We start from the raw sequence: 16,926 nt of genomic DNA, 5'->3' as shown, positions 1-16,926 counted from the left end.
GAGGCCCATTGCTACTACACGGGCTGTTCCGTGGCGTCGGGTGGTCCCGGGATGTCAAAATGGCGTCAGGTCACACCGGTTCCGTGGGGAGCAGCGCATGGCCGACGCCGAAACCATAGGACGAGAACTTCTCGCCCGGGCCGGAGTCACGGTCGGGGGAGACGCCCCGCATGACATCGTCGTGCACGACGAGCGGTTCTACGATCGGGTCCTCAGCGAGCGTGAACTCGGGCTCGGCGAGAGCTATCAGGACGGCTGGTGGGACGCGCATCGACTCGACGAGTTCCTCACGGTCGTCCAGACCGCCGATCTCCGGTCGCTGGTGAAGCCGAGCGCCCGGATGGTGCGAGCGGCGCTCGCCGCCCGGATGCGCAACCAGCAGTCGAAGCGTCGGGCCGTCGCCAACGCCCGGGCTCACTACGACATCGGCAACGACCTCTACGAGCGGATGCTCGACAAGCGCATGATCTACTCGTGCGGCTACTGGCGTGACGCAACGGATCTCGACACGGCGCAGGAAGCCAAGCTGGACCTGATCTGTCGCAAGCTCGGACTCGAGCGGGGGATGCGCCTGCTCGACATCGGGTGCGGATGGGGTGGTTTCGCCCAGTTCGCGGCCGAGCGCTACGACGTGCACGTCACCGGCATCAGTCCGGCACGGGAGCAGGTGGCGGTCGCGCGCGAGCGCACGGCGTCGCTGCCGGTGCGCATCCAACAGCTCGACTACCGGGACCTGGAGGGCACGTTCGATCGCATCACCTCGATCGGGATGATGGAACACGTCGGCCCCAAGAACCTCGGCACCCTCTTCGCCAAGTGCCGGGAGCTGCTCGACCCCGAGGGGATGATGCTGCACCACACGATCGGGTCCAACGAGTGGAAGACCGTCGGCGACCCGTGGTTCGACAGGTACATCTTCCCCGGTGGCGTGTTGCCCTCGCTCGGCCAGATTGCCCGCGCCGCCGGTGAGCACTGGTCGATCGAGGACGTCCACAACTTCGGACCCGACTACGACACGACCCTGATGGAGTGGCACCGCAACATCTCGGGACGTTGGCACGAGATCCCGCACTACGACGAACGGTTCCGGCGCACCTGGGACTACTACCTGCTCGGGTCGGCGTCCGGCTTCCGGAGTCGGTCCGCTCAGCTCTTCCAGATCGTGTTCACGCCGTCGCGGCAGCGACGGGGTGTGTATCCGGCGATTCGCTGACGCCCGGCCCAGCGGTCGGGGGTGTCGAGGGTCGGGCGAAGGCGGTGAGGACGTAGGCGGTGAAGATCGGCGCCAGCGCCCGGGTGATGTCGACGAACTGCCACCACACCTGACGGCTCAGCAGCAGCGCGAGCACGACGAACCCGAGGGCGCCGGCGTCCAGCGAACTCGGGTTGCGGATGACCTTTACGACGAAGACGGGGATCACGATCAACACGCCTGCGATCACGGCCATCTCGTCCGGATTCGCGAACCAGTTCTCGCTGGCGCCGATCATCCCCTTGAAGGGAAGTCCGAACTCCTGCACCTCCTCGACCCCGGGGTGGGACTCGAGACGGGTGCGGATGTAGAGCGCCCATGCGCCCGCGGCGGCGGCGGGCACGGCGCCGGCCAGCCAGGGGATGCGCCGGGTCCGCCAGAGCCGCAACAGCAGCACCCCGGCGAGATAGAGGAACATCACCTCGCGGGCGAGGACGGCGGCGGCGAACCAGGCCGCGGCCGAACGGTCGCGGCCGTCGTCGAGGGCGAGGGTGCCCCAGATCGCGGCGGCGAACGCCAGGATGCCGGCGCCGGAGATGTCGAACTCGAACAGGATCCCGGGATTGAGCGCGAAGGCGAGGCCGAACCACGGTGAGCCGCCGAGCCGGCGGGCGAGGCGACTCGTGCCGACCGATCCGAGGACGATCGCGGCGATGTTCGTGAGCGCCATCGTCCACAGCAGCGGCTCCGGCGGCACCAGACCACCGAGTCCGGCGATCGTCGGGAACAGCATCCGCTGGGCGCGATACACCGGTCGGTCGAGGTGCACCGCGTGCTCGTCAGGGTCCAGGAAGAAGGGATCGACGGCCTGGAGGAAGTACATGGACCCGTCGTGGCCGAGCTCGTCGACGGTGGCGACCTCGCGCCCGAGCAGCTCCTCGACATGCGCGGTCCGTTCGACCACGTGGCCACCCGACCCGAACTTGATGAGGCCCGCGATGTCGCCGCCGTGGCTGAGCAGAGAGACGAGCACGATGCCGACACCAACGAGGGCGGCGACGAGCGCGACGCGGCGGTCGTGGCGGTCGAACGGGAGCACGAGTCCCTTTCGGCCGACAGGCGAGCGGCGTGAGCTTCTCAATCCGGTCCGGGATCCGCCGACGATCAATGCATGAACCAGGTGCTCTTCGGAGCCGGCCGCATCGGTCGCCTCGAGTACTTCATGTGGCAGGCCGGGATCTTCGCGGCCTACATCGTCGTGAACATCGTCTTCGCCGGCAGCGACGGCATGGTCACCAACGTCAACGAGGCCGGCAACATCTTCCTCTTCAGCGTGCCGCTGATCTGGATCCTCTACGCCCAGTCGGTGCGCCGGGCCCACGATCGCAACCACACGGGCTGGCTCGTGTGCCTGTTCTTCTTCCCGATCCTCAACATCGCTGTCTGGGTGTATCTCCAGTTCTTCGGGAGCTACGACGTCGTCAACCGGTGGGGCGCGCCGGCCGAGCGGCGGGCGCTGTCCGCCGACGAACTCGCGGCGGCGAAGGCCATCCTCGCCGAGAACGAAGCGGCGAAACGGGCCTCTGTCGAGAATGACCTGCTGACCGAGGACGGCTCGTTCGACATGGACGGCCTCTTCACGTCCAACCCGGGGCTACGGGGCGACGGCGCGCCGACGGCATCGCTGCCGCCGCCACCGCCGCCACCGCCGCCGCCCCCACCCGCAGGCTGATCCGGGCTGTTCGCGGCTCTAGTGGAACTGCTCCTCTTCGGTGGAGCCGGCCAGGGCGAGGGTCGAGGCGTTGCCGCCGGAGACCACGGTCGCGATCTGGTCGAAGTAGCCCGCACCCACCTCACGCTGGTGCTTGACGGCGGTGTAGCCGTCGCCCTCGGAGGCGAACTCGCGCTCCTGGAGGTCGACGTAGGCCGTCATGTCCGACTCGGTGTAGCCCTTGGCGAGTTCGAAGGCGGAGTAGTTGAGCGCGTGCCAGCCGGCGAGCGTGATGAACTGGAACGCGTAGCCCATCGCGCCGAGCTCCTTTTGGAACTTGGCGATGTCGGAATCGTCGAGGTGTGCCTTCCAGTTGAAGGAGGGCGAGCAGTTGTAGCTGAGCAGCTGGTCCGGGTACTCGGCCTTGACGGCCTCGGCGAACTCGCGGGCCTGGGCGAGGTCCGGTGTGCCGGTCTCGCACCAGATCAGGTCGGCGTAGGGGGCATAGGCCAGGGCCCGCTTGATCGGCGTCTTGATGCCGGGCTCGGTGTAGTAGAAGCCCTCGGCGGAACGCTCGCCGGTGAGGAACTCCTGGTCGCGCTCGTCCACGTCGGTCGTGAGAAGGTTCGCGGCGAGGGCGTCGGTGCGGGCGAGGACGATCGTCGGCACGTCGGCGACGTCGGCCGCGAGTCGGGCCGCGTTGAGCGTCGTGACGTGCTGCTGGGTCGGGATGAGGACCTTGCCGCCCATGTGGCCGCACTTCTTGGCCGAGCTGAGCTGGTCTTCCCAGTGAACGCCGGCGGCGCCCGCCTCGATCATGCCCTTCATCAGTTCGTAGGCGTTGAGGGGACCACCGAAGCCGGCCTCGGCGTCGGCGACGATCGGGAGCATGTAGTCGATCGACGGGTTGCCGTCGGTCTCGCTCCACTCGATCTGGTCGGCGCGGCGCAGGGCGTTGTTGATCCGGCTCACCACCGACGGGACGGAGTTGGCCGGGTAGAGCGACTGGTCCGGGTACACCTGACCGGCGAGGTTCGCGTCACCGGCGACCTGCCAACCGGACAGGTAGATCGCGGGGAGACCGCCCTTGGCGTACTGGATCGCCTGGCCACCGGTCATGGCGCCGAGCGCATGGACGTAGTCCATGGTGTTGATCCGGTCCCACAGCTTCTCCGCGCCCTGGCGGGCCAGTGTGTTCTCGGGTGTGACGCTGCCGCGTAGACGGACGACGTCCTCGGCGGTGTAGTCGCGGGTGACGCCGTTCCACCGGGGGTTCTCGTCCCAGTCCTTCTTCAGCGCGGCCACCTGTTCGGCGAAGCTCGGGTTCATTCGTGTCTCCTGTGGGTTTCTCTCGGTTGAGATGGGTTGGTCCTGGCCTCGGGCTCAGAGGAGCTCGTAGGCCGGAATGGTGAGAAAGTCGGGGTAGTCGTCCGTGGTGACGAGGTCGCGCAGCAGCGTGCGGGCCTCGTCGAAGCGGCCGTGGGCCCAGTGGGCGGCGTCGAGCGAGCTGCGCAGCGCCTCGAACTCTTCGTCGATCAGCCGATCGAGGAGTTCGTCGTCGAGGATCTGTCCGTCCGACACCTCGACACCGTGGTGGCGCCAGCTCCACAGCTGGGCCCGGCAGACCTCGGCCATCGCGGTGTCCTCGAGATGATCGTCGATCACCACGGCCGCATTGCCGGACAGCCACTCGCCGAGATAGCGGATGACGATGGCGATGTTGGTGCGGACGCCGCTGATGGTCACCGCGCCGTCCGATCCAGGCAGCGTGAGCAGGTCCTCCGGCATGACGAACACGTCGTCGCGCTGGCGGGCGATCTGGTTGGGTCGGCTCCCCAGCACCTTGTCGAACTCGGTCCGCGCCACCGGGACGAGGCCGGGGTGGGCGATCCGGGTGCCGTCGAAGCCGTCGCCGGCCTCGCGCCGCTTGTCGACCGACACCTTCCGCAGGGCGCTCGCCACACGCTCCTCGTCCTCGCCCTCGGGGTTCACGCCCGACATGCCGCCGATGGCGTGGGCGCCGCGGCGGTGGCAGGTGGCCACCAGCAGCTCGGTGAACGCCCGCATGAACGGGGTCGTGACCGAGATGCGATCACGGTCGGGCAACACGAACGACCGGTCGGCCCGGAAGGTCTTGGCGACGCTGAAGAGGTAGTCCCAGTTGCCGGTGTGGAGGCCGGTGATGTGGTCGCGCAGCTCGTAGAGGATCTCCTCCATCTCGAACGCGGCGAGGATCGTCTCGACCAGCACGGTCGCCCGGATCGTGCCGGGGCCGAGCTCCAGGCGGGCCTCGGCGTGGTCGAACACGTCGTTCCACAGGCGGGCGTCGTCCTGGCCCTCGACCTTGGGGAGGTAGAAGTAGGGGCCCGTGCCCCGGCCCACGGCCACCTTCGCGTTGTGGAACACGCACAGACCGAAGTCCACGAGGGCGGCGGCCATCGGCTCCCCGTCGACGGTGACGTGCTTCTCGTCGAGATGCCAGGCCCGGGTGCGGACCATCAGCGTGGTCGTGTAGGGCGGCGGGGTGACCTCGCCGCGGTAGGCCGACGCCACATTGTGCTGGCCGGTCACGATGTTGTCCCAGGTCGGAGCGGTCGCGTCCTCGAAGTCGGCCATGAAGACATCGGCGCCCGACTGGAGCGCGGCGGACATGAACTCGAGCGTGACCGGACCCGTGATCTCCGTGCGGCGGTTCGTGAGATCGGCCGGGGCACTGGCCACGGTCCAGCCGCCGGAGCGGATGTGGGCGGTGTCGGCGCGGAACTCAGGGCGCAGGCCGCGGTCGATGCACTGCTGGCGGGTGGTGCGGGCGTCGAGCAGGGCGCGGCGGCGTTCGCCGAACCGGGCGTGCAATTCGCCGAGGAACGCCAGGGCGGCCGGGGTGAGCACGGACGCGGTCAGAGGATGCGTGGCGGCGTCGGCGGTGGGTTCAGCGGGCGAACCGACGGGCATCGATGTTCCTCTCTGATCGCTGCTCCCAAGTTTGGGGGTGATTTGCGCACAAAACAAGACAGGTAGGGAACAAATATCGGGGCATGACTTCCCAAAGGTCGAAAGATCTGTCATTCTTCGCACCTCATGGCTGATGATTTCGACGGTCTGGTGCTCGGCGCCCGTATCCGCCACGCCCGGCGGCGGGCCGGGGCGACCCTCGCCGACGTCAGCGAGCGGGTCGGACGACCCGCCCCGTACCTCAGCCAGCTCGAGAACGGGAAGGTCGAACCGAAGCTCAGCCTGCTGGGCGATCTGGCGGCGGCGATCGGCACGACGACGGCGGATCTGCTCGACCCCAACCCGCCGGATCGTCGTGCCGAGTTGGAGATCGGCGTTGCCCGCGCCCAGGAGGATCCCCGCTACGCCGCCCTCGGCCTGCCCTACCTCAAGCCCTCGGCCAAGCTCGGCGACGACGTGCTCGAACACATCCTGACCCTGTGGCAACGGCTTGCCGACCGGGACCAGGAGGCCCGCACCGACGACCGCAGCCGGTTCGCCGACCATGCCCGCGCCGCCAACATGGCGCTACGGGAGGAGATGCGGCGGCGGGACAACTACTTCGTCGAGATCGAGGACGTGGCCCGGCTGGCCCTCGACAAGGCCGGCTACGGCGGATCGGGCCCGATCAGCGAGCGGGTGCTGACCGAGATCGCGGCCGGGCAGGGGTTCACGATCGAACGGGTCAGCGCGATGCCCCGCACCGCTCGCAGCATCACCGACACGCGGGACCGGATCATCTTCATCCCCGATCGCGGCGGCCTGCGGATCCGCCAGGCCCGCTCGGTGGTGCTCCAGACGCTCGGCCACTTCGCGCTCGAACACCGCGACACCACGGACTTCGGCGAGTACCTCCGGCAGCGCATCGAATCGAACTACTTCGCCGCCGCGGTGCTCGCCCCCGAAGCGCCCGCCGTCGATTTCCTGCGGGAGGCCAAGAGCCAGAACGACATCTCGGTGGAGGACCTCAAGGAGGTCTTCTACATCTCCTACGAGATGGCGGCGCACCGGTTCACGAACCTCGCCACGAGGCACCTCGACATCCCCTGTCACTTCCTGCGCACCGACAGCGAGGGCGTCATCAGCAAGGCGTACGAGAACGACGGCATCCGCTTCCCGGCTGCGACCGACGGTGGCCTCGAGGGCCAGCGTGTGCCCCGGCAGTGGGGGAGTCGGCAGGCGTGGAACGCCCACGGCAGCTTCCTGCTGCACAGCCAGTTCACCGTGTGCGACGAAGGCGACTACTTCTGCACGACCTACATCGAGACGGAGACGGACCGGACCCCGCACGCGATCTCCCTCGGCACGACGGCGGCCCACGCCTCCGCCTTCCGCGGCGCGGACACGCTCCGCCGCGAGTTCGCCCGGGGCCGCGAGATCGAGCCGGACCCCCAGCTCGTGGAGGCGTGGGAGGACGTCGCCTGGCCGTCGGCGGCGGAGCGCAGCCACGTGCTGTCCGCGCTCCCGCCGAGCGATCGGCAGTTCAGTCCCTTCCCGGGTATCGACCTGCTCGACGTGTACCGGTTCCTCGAACGGCAGCGTCGCGGCCGTCAGTGACGCAGGACGATCACATGGTCGATCGCGGCCGTGGCGATGCTGACGACCTCGCGATGCTGATCCGTCAACGCGACGGCGACCACGTCACGGCCGGCTCGGCAGAGCTCGCCCCGCAGTTCCTCGCCGGCCACCGCCACCACGACCGTCGGCCGGTCGGCCGCGAGTTCGACCAACGCCTCGGCCAGCACGATCGCGAACGACACCGGCCGGGCGCCGACGGGCGGCGGGTCGCCTGGCGCGGCCCGCACCGTCGCGAGGGTTCCGAGCGGCACCATCACGTCGCCCAGTCGCTGCTCGCGGATCACGAGGAAGTCGGCGCCCAACGCCGTGACCGGACCCCGCACGAGTCGCCCACCGACGGTGCGGGCGGCGACCGGACGGCCTCGTTCGGCGAGATCGAGCAGCACGCCGGCGAGGGTCGCGTCCTCCTGGGCCTGGCGCTCGAGCCAGCGGCCGCGGGCCCGATCGGCCGCGGCGGCGTCCACCCGGCCCTCGGCGATCCAGTCCGCGAGGCCGGCCAGCGGATCGTTCGGCGTCAGCGCGACCGGCTCGAGTGGGGAATCGGCATCCACGACCGTCGAGGGTACCGGTACCCTTTCGGGTGAACCCATGAGCGACACGCCGATCACCATCCGAATCCCGGGCAACCATCTGATGGGCGCGCTGCTGGGTGAACACGACCGCCACCTGCGTCGCGTCGAGGAAGCCTTCCCCGACACCGAGATGACGGTGCGGGGCAACGAGGTGCACCTGTCCGGGCCGTCCGCCTCCGTGGTGCAGACGCTCTTCGAGGAACTGGTCGTGCTCGCCGAGAAGGGACAGCGGCTGGACGAGCGCTCGCTCGACCGCACGATCGACATGGTCCGCCGTGACGAGAAGCCGTCCTCGGTACTCACCCACGAGATCCTCCGTGCCGACCGGGGCAAGATCATCCGGCCGAAGTCGAGCGGCCAGAAGACCTATGTGGAGGCCATCGACAGCAATGTCGTGACCTTCGGCATCGGCCCGGCCGGCACCGGCAAGTCGTGGCTCGCCGTCGCCATGGCGTGCGCTGCGCTCCAGTCGGGCTCGGTGGAGCGCATCATCCTCACCCGCCCCGCGGTCGAGGCCGGTGAACGGCTCGGCTTCCTGCCCGGGGACCTGATGGCGAAGGTCGACCCCTACCTGCGTCCGCTCTACGACGCCCTGCACGACATGGTCGGCACCGACGGCGTCGAGCGCCTCATGGAACGCGGCGTGGTCGAGGTCGCCCCGCTCGCCTTCATGCGGGGACGCACGTTGAACTCGTCGTTCATCATCCTGGACGAGGCGCAGAACACCACGCCCGAGCAGATGAAGATGTTCCTCACCCGCATCGGCTTCGGTTCGAAGGCGGTGGTCACGGGCGACATCACCCAGGTCGACGTGCAGACCGGTCGCAGCGGTCTCGACGGCCTCGAACCCATCCTCGGTCGCATCGACGGGATCGGGTTCGTGCGGCTGACGGGACGCGACGTCGTGCGCCACCGGATCGTGCAGGACATCGTCGACGCCTACGAGAAGGCCGCCGTGGATGACTGACGAGGGGCCGGTGGTCGTGGCCGTGGACGAACAGTCCGACATCGCGATCGACCTCCCCCGCTGGCAGTCCCTGAGCCGCGACGCGCTCGTCTCCTGCGGCGTCGACACCGGCGAGCTGAACCTGCTCTTCGTCGACGAGACCGAGATGACGGCGCTCAACCGCGACCACATGGGCGAGGACCGGCCGACGGACGTGCTGTCGTTCCCGCTCGACGCGGGCGCCGGCGAAGCCCCGGCAGGCGAGGTCCTGCCCGGCGAGATCCTGCTGGGCGACATTGTCGTCTGTCCCGCGTACGCCGCCCGTCAGGCCGGGGACCACGCCGGCGAGCGCGGTCATCGCGGCACGACGGAGGACGAACTGGCGCTGCTGATCGTGCACGGCGTGCTCCACGTCCTCGGGCACGACCACGCGGCGCCCGACGAGACGGTCGCCATGCAGGCCGAGGAGCAGCGCCTGCTCGACCGCCACCACCGGACCGGACGACGGGCATGACCGGCGGCCTCCTGCTCGGTCTCGTGACAGTCGCCCTGGTCACCGTCTTCGCGGCGCTGGTCGCGGCGGCGGAGACCGCGCTCACGCGGATCAGCCGGGCCCGCGCCGAATCGCTCGCAGCCGAACATCCGGAGGGCAGGAGCGCGCTGGCTGACCTCCTGGCCGATCGCGAGGCCACCCTGGCGCCGCTGCTGTTGCTGCGGGTGGTGTTCCACCTGATCGCCGCCGCGGTGGTCACGGTCATCGTCCTCGATCGAGTCGGTCCCGCGTGGGTCGCGCTCGCGGTCGCCGCGGAAGTGATCGTGCTCTACGTGTTCGCGGAAGCGATGCCGCGCACCTGGGCGCTCCAGAATCCCGACGTCGCGGCGCGGCGGGCGGCACCGATCGTGCGCGTCGTGCTGGTCATCGCGCCGCTGCGCTGGGCCAGCCGACTCCTCAACGGCGTCTCGAACGTGCTGCTGCCCGGCCCGGCCCGCCCGCCGGTGATCACCGAGGACGAGCTGATCGCGCTGACCGGCGCGGCGGCGGCCGGCGCGGCGATCGAGGACGAGGAACGCGAGCTGATCGAGTCGGTGTTCGCCCTCGGGGACACGATCGTGCGCGAGGTCATGGTGCCCCGCCCCGACATGATCACCGCCGACGCGTCGAGCACGATCACCGAAGTGCTCGACCTCGCCATCGAGAAGGGGTTGAGCCGCCTCCCGGTCTGTGGCACCGGGGTCGACGACATCGTCGGGGTCTGCCTGGTGAAGGACCTCACCCGCTCCGAACGGGCCGGCAAGGGGGATCGTCCTGCCCGCTCGCTGATGCGCCGCGCCCGTTTCGTGCCCGAGACCAAGCATGCCGACGTGCTGCTCCGGGAGATGCAGTCCGGCCGCCACCACTTGGCGGTCGTCGTGGACGAATACGGGGGGACCGCCGGGCTCGTGACGCTCGAGGACGTCGTCGAGGAGCTCGTGGGGGAGATCGTCGACGAGTACGACGTGGAAGAGCCGCTGCTCGAACCGCTGGCCGGAGGGGAGGCGCTCGTCCACGGGCGCATGCCCGTCGACCAGCTCAACGCCCTCGTGGCGTCACAGATCGAAGAGGGCGACTGGGACACGGTGGGTGGCCTCATCTTCAACACGCTGGGACACGTGCCGGCGGTGGGCGAGTCGATCGAGGAGGGTGGCGTGCGCCTCCGGGTCGAGCGCATGGAGGGCCGCCGGATCACCCGCGTGCGCCTCACCCCGGTGGAGCAGGAGGTGCCGGCCGATGGCTGAGCACCGGTCGGGTTTCGTCACCCTCGTCGGCCGACCCAACGCCGGAAAGTCGACACTGCTGAACCGGATCCTCGGCCACAAGGTGTCCATCGTCTCGGACAAGCCGCAGACGACGCGCACCCAGGTCCGCGGGGTGCTGACCACGCCGGACACCCAGCTCGTCTTCGTGGACACCCCCGGGATCCACAAGCCGCGGACCGCGTTGGGCACGAGCCTCAACGCGACGGCGAACCAGGCGACCGCGGAGGTCGATGTGGTCTGCTTCGTCCTCGACGCGACCGCACCCTACGGGCGGGGCGATGCGTACATCGCCGAGCGACTGCCGGCCGATACGGTCGTCGTCGTCACCAAGGCGGACTTGGCATCACCCGATCAGGTGCTCGCCCAACTCCAGGCGACCTCGCATCTCGACGCCGAGGCGTGGTTCCCGGTCTCGGGCACCACCGGCGAGGGAGTCGATGCACTCGTCGACCATCTCCGCGAGCGGATGCCCGAAGGGCCGCAGTTCTACCCGGACGACGTGATCACCGACGTCCCCGACGCCTTCTGGGTGGCCGAGCTCGTGCGTGAGCAGCTCCTCGCCGTGACCCGTGAGGAGCTCCCGCACTCGATCGCCACACGGGTGACCGAGTGGGAATGGCCCCGCGTGCGCTGCGAGATCATCGTCGAGCGCGACTCACAGAAGGGCATCGTGATCGGGAAGAAGGGGGAGAACCTCAAGCAGGTCGGCATCGCGGTGCGAGCCCAGCTCCCCGAGGAGGTCTATCTGGAGCTCTTCGTGAAGGTCGAGAAGAACTGGCAGCACCAGGCGCACTCGGTGGAGCGCCTCGGCTACTGACGCGACGGGTCGTCCGGCGCTTCGTCGCCGTACCGCTCCGCGTACGCCAGCCAGTCCTTGAGCCAGGCGGTGTAGGCGGCCTCGTCCGGTTCGCCGGTGACCGGGTCGATCGCGGTCGGCAACGGCGGAGGGCCACCGGCGCTGGCGACCGGCTGCGGCGCGGGCGCCGGCGCAGGGGCCGGCGTGGGGGCGTGGATCGCCGTCGGCGTGGGTTCGACGGGGTCGAACGGATTGCCGGACATGTCGCCGAACGGATCGTCGGGCATGACCGTGGCGAAGAGGTCCGGGGTCGGCGTGTCCTGCGGCCCGTCGTCGAAGAGATCGGCGCCGTCGTCCCACCCCGCTTCTCGAGCGAGGAACGGGTCGGCGGTCGAGGGGCTGGCCCAGGTGCCGAGCTGCGGGTCGGCGCCGCTGAGCGGCACCGCGGCGAACGGATCCTCGGAGAAGCCGACGGGCTCGCCCGGGGTGCCCGGCGTCGAGTGTTCGATGCCGGGCAGGGCTTCGGAAACCGGCGCCCGGCGGGGCAGCGCGCCCGATGGACCGGGGCTGCTGATCTGAGGCTGCGGGGTCGTCTCGGGGACGGGAAGGTCCTGGAGCCGCTGGCGCATCTCCTCGAGGATGGCGCGATTGTCGGCGAGGCGAGCCGAGCCGGCCTCGTCCGGATCCTGGCGTTGGAGCCGCATCGAGACCAGCCCCATGACGAGGAGGGAACCGATGCCGGCGATGGCCCACGTGACCGGGTTGTCGACATCGCTGCCGGCCAGGAAGGCGTGATAGCTGCCGCCGATCATCGCGGCGAACGACGAGAAGTGGATCACCCGCCAGACCGTGGTGTTGACGCGCGCCCGCAGCAGGGACGTCACCTCGACCGCGATGATGAGATACGCGGCGATGATGCCCCAGGCGATCGCCTCGGGCTTCCATTCGCTCGCGCCCGGGACGAAGAGCTCACGGGGGCCGAAGTCGACATAGCCGTCGGCCCAGAGCGTGAGGATGTGGGCGATCAGGAAGACGACCGAGACCCCGCCGAGGAAACGATGGAGGTCGAGGAACCACGGGCCCGTGCGGGCGCGGATCTTCTTCGTCGACAGCAGGAGGCCGAAAACGACCGACGCGGTCGCTGTCGTCCAGGTCATCATCCCGGCAGCGCGGGTGGCGTACCACCACACTTGTTCACTCACGGCGTCTCCCGTCGGCACGAACCGTGGGAATGCGAGGAATTGCCCGAGGAAGCCGGGTCAGTGGTTCGTGGCCCAGCGGATCACGGCGGCGACACCGAATCCCGCGAGCAGGGCCGGCGCCGCCCGCCCGGCGACCATCGCCGCCTTGGCGAGGACCTCGGCCTGCGCGGCCGTGGCGCCGACGACGGTGACGGAGTCGATCGTCGGGTCGAGCGATTCGCCCGAGCGGGGGTCGACGAGATGGTGGTGGGTGGCTCCGCCGACCTGCCAGCGCCGCTTGGTGATGGCGCTCGTGCAGACGCCCCCGTCGACGAGCGGCGGCAGGTCCAGCGGTTCGCCCTCGTGGGTGGCTCGCCAGGTTCCACCGGAGGGGCTCTCGCCCCGGACCCGGGTGTCGCCACCGATCGACACGGCCGCACCGCGCGCCCCGCGCTCGATCAGGCGGTCACAGAGAAGGTCGGCGGCCGCGCCCTTGCCGATCCCCCCGAGATCGAGCCGCACACCGCGTGGCAGGGTGATGGCGTGTAGCTGCTCGTCGAGTCGGATCGCGGCGACGCCGGGCGCGGCGGTCGGGGTACCGGCGGCTGCCTCGATCCCGTCGATGTCCGCGATCTGCTCGAACGTGCGGTCGTAACCGAGCCCCACGAGCGCGTCGTGCACGGTGGGGTCGAAGCGGCCCTGGGTCGCCCGGGAACCCTCGACGGCGTCGGCCACGACGGCGAACGTCTCCGGCGACACGATCACGGGGCGCCCCTCGGCCCGGTTCAGCATCGAGATCTCGGAGTCCGCGAGGAAGCGGCTCCACCGTTGCTCGAGACCGGCGAGCTCGACCCGCACGTCGGCGACGAGTCCGGCGTCGCGCTCGTGCACGACCACCAGATAGTCGGAGCCCATCGCTCGACCGACGGCCCGACGCTCGCGTCCGGAGACGATCAGGTCAGCTGGCATTGGTCGGAATGGACGTGGTCGGCGGCACCGTCGTCGGCGGCGCAGTCGTGGCCGGCGGCGCGGTGGTCGTCGGCGCGACGGTCGTGGTCGGTGCGGCCGTGGTGCTGGGAGGCGCGGTCGTGGGTGGGGCGGTCGGCGGCGGTGCCACGGTGGTAGTGACGACGACACTCGGGGGCGGTGGCGGTGGGGTCAGCCGGACCGGGGCCAGCGAGGTCGTCGTGGCGACCGACCCGGTCGGCGAGAAGGTCGCCGTGGCCCGCATGTCGACCCGCTGGACACCGGCGATCGTCGTCGTCGGCCCGTCCGGCGGAGGAGGAGGCGGGGTGGCCTGGTCCTCGGTGCCGCGCTGCGCCCAGCCGACGACGACCAGCAGTCCCGCGTACGCCCCGATCGCGGACGCGCCGACGACACGGCGGGCGCGGCGCGCGGGGTGGGGACGCGTACGTCGGGTCACCTGGGTTGGATCGGCACGCCGGTCCGAGGGGTTGAGCGGGATCAGTCCGCGTCGCGGAGCTCGCGCAGCAGGGCCTCGGCCTCGGCCCGGTCCTTGGTGCGCCGCATGGGGGGAAGCGCGTTGATGAGATCCCAGCGATACGAACGTGACGTTGCCAGCCGTGGATCGAGCACCGCGACCACCCCGCGGTCGGTGGCGGAGCGGATCAGCCGGCCGGCCCCCTGCGCGAGCAGCGTGGCCGCCCGGGGCAGGTCGATCACCCGGAAGGCGGCGGATCCCGCCCGTTCACGACGGGCCTGTAGCACCGGGTCGTCGGGGCGGGGGAACGGCAGCTTGTCGATCACGACGAGGTTGCAGGTCGAGCCGGGCACGTCCACGCCCTGCCAGAACGACATCGTCGCGAACAGGCACGCCTCGGGATCCTCGACGAACGAATCCAGCAGGGCCATCTTCGACCCTTCGCCCTGGACCAGGACCTTCCAGGGCAGGCGCCCGTCGAGATGTTCGGCGGCGTCGCGCATCGCCGCCCAGCTGGTGAACAGGGCGAGGGTGCGGCCGCCGGCGGCGACGATGAGGGCTTCCAACTCGGCCTGCCGGGCCTCGCGATGGCCTTCGGCGCGCGGGTCGGGCAGATCGGTGGGGCAGTAGAGCAGGGCGTTCTTCTCGTAGTCGAACGGGCTGCCGACATCGAGCGTCGGCGTCGAACCCGGGAGGCCGAGCTGTGCGGCCGTCTTGCCCGGCAGGGTGGCCGAGGTGAGCACCCCGCTGCGCTTCGCCCACAGGTTCTCGGCCAGGAGGGCGTCGACCGCGACCGGGGTCGACCGCAGCGCCGGGTTGTTCGGCGGTCCGTCGACCCAGAGCACCTCGGTGTCGATCGGCCAGCGGACGTAGTCGATGTCGTCGAGCAGCGAGGTGATCGTCTGGCGCGCCCGGAGGGCCTTCGCCGCGGTGTCCGCCGGCGCGTCCTTCGGCACGGCCCGCAGGGCGTTGAGGAGCGCATCCACGCGCCCGCGGACGACATCGAGCGTCGCGCCGGACTCGTCGTCGAGCCCCTCGGTGAGCCGATCGCCGACCCGCGGCTCGAGCAGCGCGTGGAGCAGCGTGGCCGCCTCCTCCACGCCGACCGGCGCGTCGCGATCGGCCAGCACGGTGCTCGCGGCGCGTGCCGCGGCCTGCAGACGGGCCGGGCTGATCGTGCGGCCCGCGGCCTCCGACACGATGTCCTCGAGCTGGTGGGCCTCGTCGATGACGACGAGGTCGTGCTCGGGGAGGATGCCCTCGACCATCACCTCGATCGCGTAGAGGTGGAGGTTCACGACGATCACGTCCGCGGCGGCGGCCTTGCGGCGGGCCCGTTCGGCGAGACAGTCGTCGCCGGCCGGACAGCGGTTCGCGCCGGGGCACTCGTCGCGGCCGACGCTGACGAGGCGCCAGGTGCGGTCGTCGATGTCGGGAAGTTCGGTGCGGTCGCCGGTCTCGGTCGATGCGGCGAACACGCGGAGGCGATCGAGGAGGTCGCTGTCGAGCGATGGCGACGTCTTCTCGTCGTCGAGTTCGAGCCCGAGACGGTCGTCCGCTTCCGCTTCGTCCAGGCGCTGCAGGCAGAGATAGTTGGAGCGGCCCTTGAGGACGGCGTAGTCGATGCCGCCCGGGATGTGGTCGGCGAGGAACGGAAGGTCCTTCCCGGCGAGCTGGTCCTGCAACGCCTTGGTGGCCGTGGCCACGATCGCCGTCTTCCCCGACAACGCCAGCGGCACGAGGTAGGCGAGGGACTTGCCTGTGCCCGTTCCGGCCTGCACGACGACATGGCCGTTGTCGGCGATCGCGGCGGCCACCGCGGCGGCCATGTCCCGCTGTCCGTCGCGGCGCTCGCCTCCGCCCGGGAGCGCCACGGTCACCTCGTCGAGCGTCGCGAGCGTCTGCTCGGCCAGGTCCACCGGTTCTTCCGTCACGTGGCTGCGGAGCCTATCCGTGCGTCCCTTCGTTCTCGGTTCTCTCCCGATAGGTTCGCGGGGTGTCTCCCGACGATCTCGATCCGACGCGGATCCCCCGCCACATCGCGTGCGTCATGGACGGCAACGGACGATGGGCGCAGGCCCGGGGTCTGCCCCGCACCGAGGGTCACAAGGCCGGCGAACACTCGCTGTTCGAGGTCGTCGACGCGTGCCTCGATGCCGGCGTCGAATGGTTGACGGTCTACGCGTTCAGCACCGAGAACTGGCGCCGGCCCAAGGACGAGGTCCGCTTCCTCATCAACTTCAACGAGGAGATCCTCCTACGCCGTCGCGACGAGCTGCACGAGCGGGGCGTGCGCATCCGCTTCGTCGGCCGGCGCGACTGGCGAGTGCCGAAGCGGCTCATCAAGCGCATGGACGAGTCCATCGAGCTGACCCGGGGCAACCGCAAGCTGACGTTCACGATCGCGTTCAACTATGGCGGCCGAGCCGAGATCGTCGACGCGGTACGCGAGATCGCGGCGTCCGGGATCTCACCCGGGAAGATCACCGAGAAGACGATCGCGAAGCATCTCTACGACAACGAGATGCCGGACCCGGATCTCATGATCCGCACCTCCGGCGAGTTCCGGATCAGCAACTTCCTCCTGTGGGAGCTGGCGTACAGCGAGCTGATCTTCACCGACACGCCCTGGCCGGAGTTCGGGCGCGAGGCGCTGTTCGAGGCGATCGCCGACTTCCAGGAACGCGAGCGTCGCTACGGCGGCGTCAACGGGGCCTGAGA

Annotated in this window: 16 protein-coding genes; 8 read left to right on the top strand and 8 right to left on the bottom strand. The window is 70.0% G+C overall.

Annotated elements, in window-relative coordinates; translation table 11 throughout:
- The first annotated feature begins 97 nt into the window (after nt 1-97).
- Nucleotides 98-1,213 (top strand): cyclopropane fatty acyl phospholipid synthase, encoded by a 1,116-nt coding sequence (gene cfa, locus R8F63_08730; GenBank protein MDW3218686.1) that lies wholly within the window; start codon nt 98-100, stop codon nt 1,211-1,213.
- Here the strand turns inward: cfa and R8F63_08725 are convergent.
- Nucleotides 1,167-2,291 (bottom strand): hypothetical protein, encoded by a 1,125-nt coding sequence (locus tag R8F63_08725; protein MDW3218685.1) that lies wholly within the window; start codon nt 2,289-2,291, stop codon nt 1,167-1,169. The two genes, cfa and R8F63_08725, sit on opposite strands and share 47 nt — an antisense overlap.
- Nucleotides 2,292-2,363: 72 nt before the next feature.
- Between R8F63_08725 and R8F63_08720 the strand changes: the two genes are divergently transcribed.
- On the top strand, nt 2,364-2,924 hold the full coding sequence (locus tag R8F63_08720; protein ID MDW3218684.1) for a DUF805 domain-containing protein: 561 nt from the start codon (nt 2,364-2,366) through the stop codon (nt 2,922-2,924).
- Nucleotides 2,925-2,942: 18 nt separating this feature from the next.
- Here R8F63_08720 and aceA read toward each other — a convergent pair whose 3' ends face one another.
- Together aceA and aceB are read right to left on the bottom strand one after the other, a co-directional pair.
- Nucleotides 2,943-4,232 carry an isocitrate lyase gene (gene aceA / locus R8F63_08715; GenBank protein ID MDW3218683.1) on the bottom strand — a complete coding sequence of 430 codons (1,290 nt, stop codon included), beginning with the start codon at nt 4,230-4,232 and terminating at the stop codon, nt 2,943-2,945.
- 54 nt (nt 4,233-4,286) lie between these two features.
- Entirely contained in the window at nt 4,287-5,855 is a 1,569-nt protein-coding gene (gene aceB, locus R8F63_08710; GenBank protein MDW3218682.1) for a malate synthase A, read from the bottom strand.
- A gap of 126 nt (nt 5,856-5,981) precedes the next feature.
- Between aceB and R8F63_08705 the strand changes: the two genes are divergently transcribed.
- A complete protein-coding gene (locus tag R8F63_08705; GenBank protein ID MDW3218681.1) occupies nt 5,982-7,451 on the top strand; it encodes a helix-turn-helix domain-containing protein in 1,470 nt (489 codons plus the stop codon).
- Here the strand turns inward: R8F63_08705 and R8F63_08700 are convergent.
- Complete coding sequence (locus R8F63_08700; GenBank protein MDW3218680.1) at nt 7,445-8,023, bottom strand: hypothetical protein; 579 nt, start codon at nt 8,021-8,023, stop codon at nt 7,445-7,447. The genes R8F63_08705 and R8F63_08700 overlap by 7 nt on opposite strands.
- Nucleotides 8,024-8,060: 37 nt before the next feature.
- Between R8F63_08700 and R8F63_08695 the strand changes: the two genes are divergently transcribed.
- From R8F63_08695 to era, 4 genes are read left to right on the top strand one after another with little or no spacing between them, the layout of a single operon-like run.
- On the top strand, nt 8,061-9,011 hold the full coding sequence (locus R8F63_08695; GenBank protein ID MDW3218679.1) for a PhoH family protein: 951 nt from the start codon (nt 8,061-8,063) through the stop codon (nt 9,009-9,011).
- Nucleotides 9,004-9,504 carry an rRNA maturation RNase YbeY gene (ybeY, locus tag R8F63_08690; GenBank protein ID MDW3218678.1) on the top strand — a complete coding sequence of 167 codons (501 nt, stop codon included), beginning with the start codon at nt 9,004-9,006 and terminating at the stop codon, nt 9,502-9,504. Before R8F63_08695 ends, ybeY begins: the two co-directional genes overlap by 8 nt.
- A complete protein-coding gene (locus R8F63_08685; GenBank protein ID MDW3218677.1) occupies nt 9,501-10,766 on the top strand; it encodes a hemolysin family protein in 1,266 nt (421 codons plus the stop codon). Before ybeY ends, R8F63_08685 begins: the two co-directional genes overlap by 4 nt.
- Nucleotides 10,759-11,604 carry a GTPase Era gene (era, locus tag R8F63_08680; protein ID MDW3218676.1) on the top strand — a complete coding sequence of 282 codons (846 nt, stop codon included), beginning with the start codon at nt 10,759-10,761 and terminating at the stop codon, nt 11,602-11,604. The genes R8F63_08685 and era overlap by 8 nt, the downstream gene beginning before the upstream one ends.
- Here era and R8F63_08675 read toward each other — a convergent pair.
- From R8F63_08675 to R8F63_08660, 4 genes are read right to left on the bottom strand one after another with little or no spacing between them, the layout of a single operon-like run.
- Entirely contained in the window at nt 11,598-12,785 is a 1,188-nt protein-coding gene (locus tag R8F63_08675; protein ID MDW3218675.1) for a ferric reductase-like transmembrane domain-containing protein, read from the bottom strand. The two genes, era and R8F63_08675, sit on opposite strands and share 7 nt — an antisense overlap.
- Before the next feature lie 57 nt (nt 12,786-12,842).
- Nucleotides 12,843-13,733 (bottom strand): FAD:protein FMN transferase, encoded by an 891-nt coding sequence (locus tag R8F63_08670; GenBank protein ID MDW3218674.1) that lies wholly within the window; start codon nt 13,731-13,733, stop codon nt 12,843-12,845.
- Nucleotides 13,723-14,187 carry a hypothetical protein gene (locus R8F63_08665; GenBank protein MDW3218673.1) on the bottom strand — a complete coding sequence of 155 codons (465 nt, stop codon included), beginning with the start codon at nt 14,185-14,187 and terminating at the stop codon, nt 13,723-13,725. Before R8F63_08665 ends, R8F63_08670 begins: the two co-directional genes overlap by 11 nt.
- A gap of 41 nt (nt 14,188-14,228) precedes the next feature.
- Nucleotides 14,229-16,139 carry an ATP-dependent DNA helicase gene (locus R8F63_08660; protein ID MDW3218672.1) on the bottom strand — a complete coding sequence of 637 codons (1,911 nt, stop codon included), beginning with the start codon at nt 16,137-16,139 and terminating at the stop codon, nt 14,229-14,231.
- Nucleotides 16,140-16,201: 62 nt separating this feature from the next.
- Here R8F63_08660 and uppS point away from each other — a divergent pair, with 62 nt between their 5' ends.
- The gene (gene uppS, locus R8F63_08655; protein MDW3218671.1) at nt 16,202-16,924 is read left to right on the top strand and encodes a polyprenyl diphosphate synthase; all 723 of its coding nucleotides are present in this window, start codon (nt 16,202-16,204) and stop codon (nt 16,922-16,924) included.
- Nucleotides 16,925-16,926 lie beyond the last annotated feature (2 nt).

This window comes from Acidimicrobiales bacterium (genome assembly GCA_033344915.1).
Lineage (GTDB): Bacteria > Actinomycetota > Acidimicrobiia > Acidimicrobiales > Aldehydirespiratoraceae > JAJRXC01.
The sequence above is the reverse complement of the archived record's forward strand: the minus strand, read 5'-3'. Positions and strand labels throughout refer to the sequence as shown.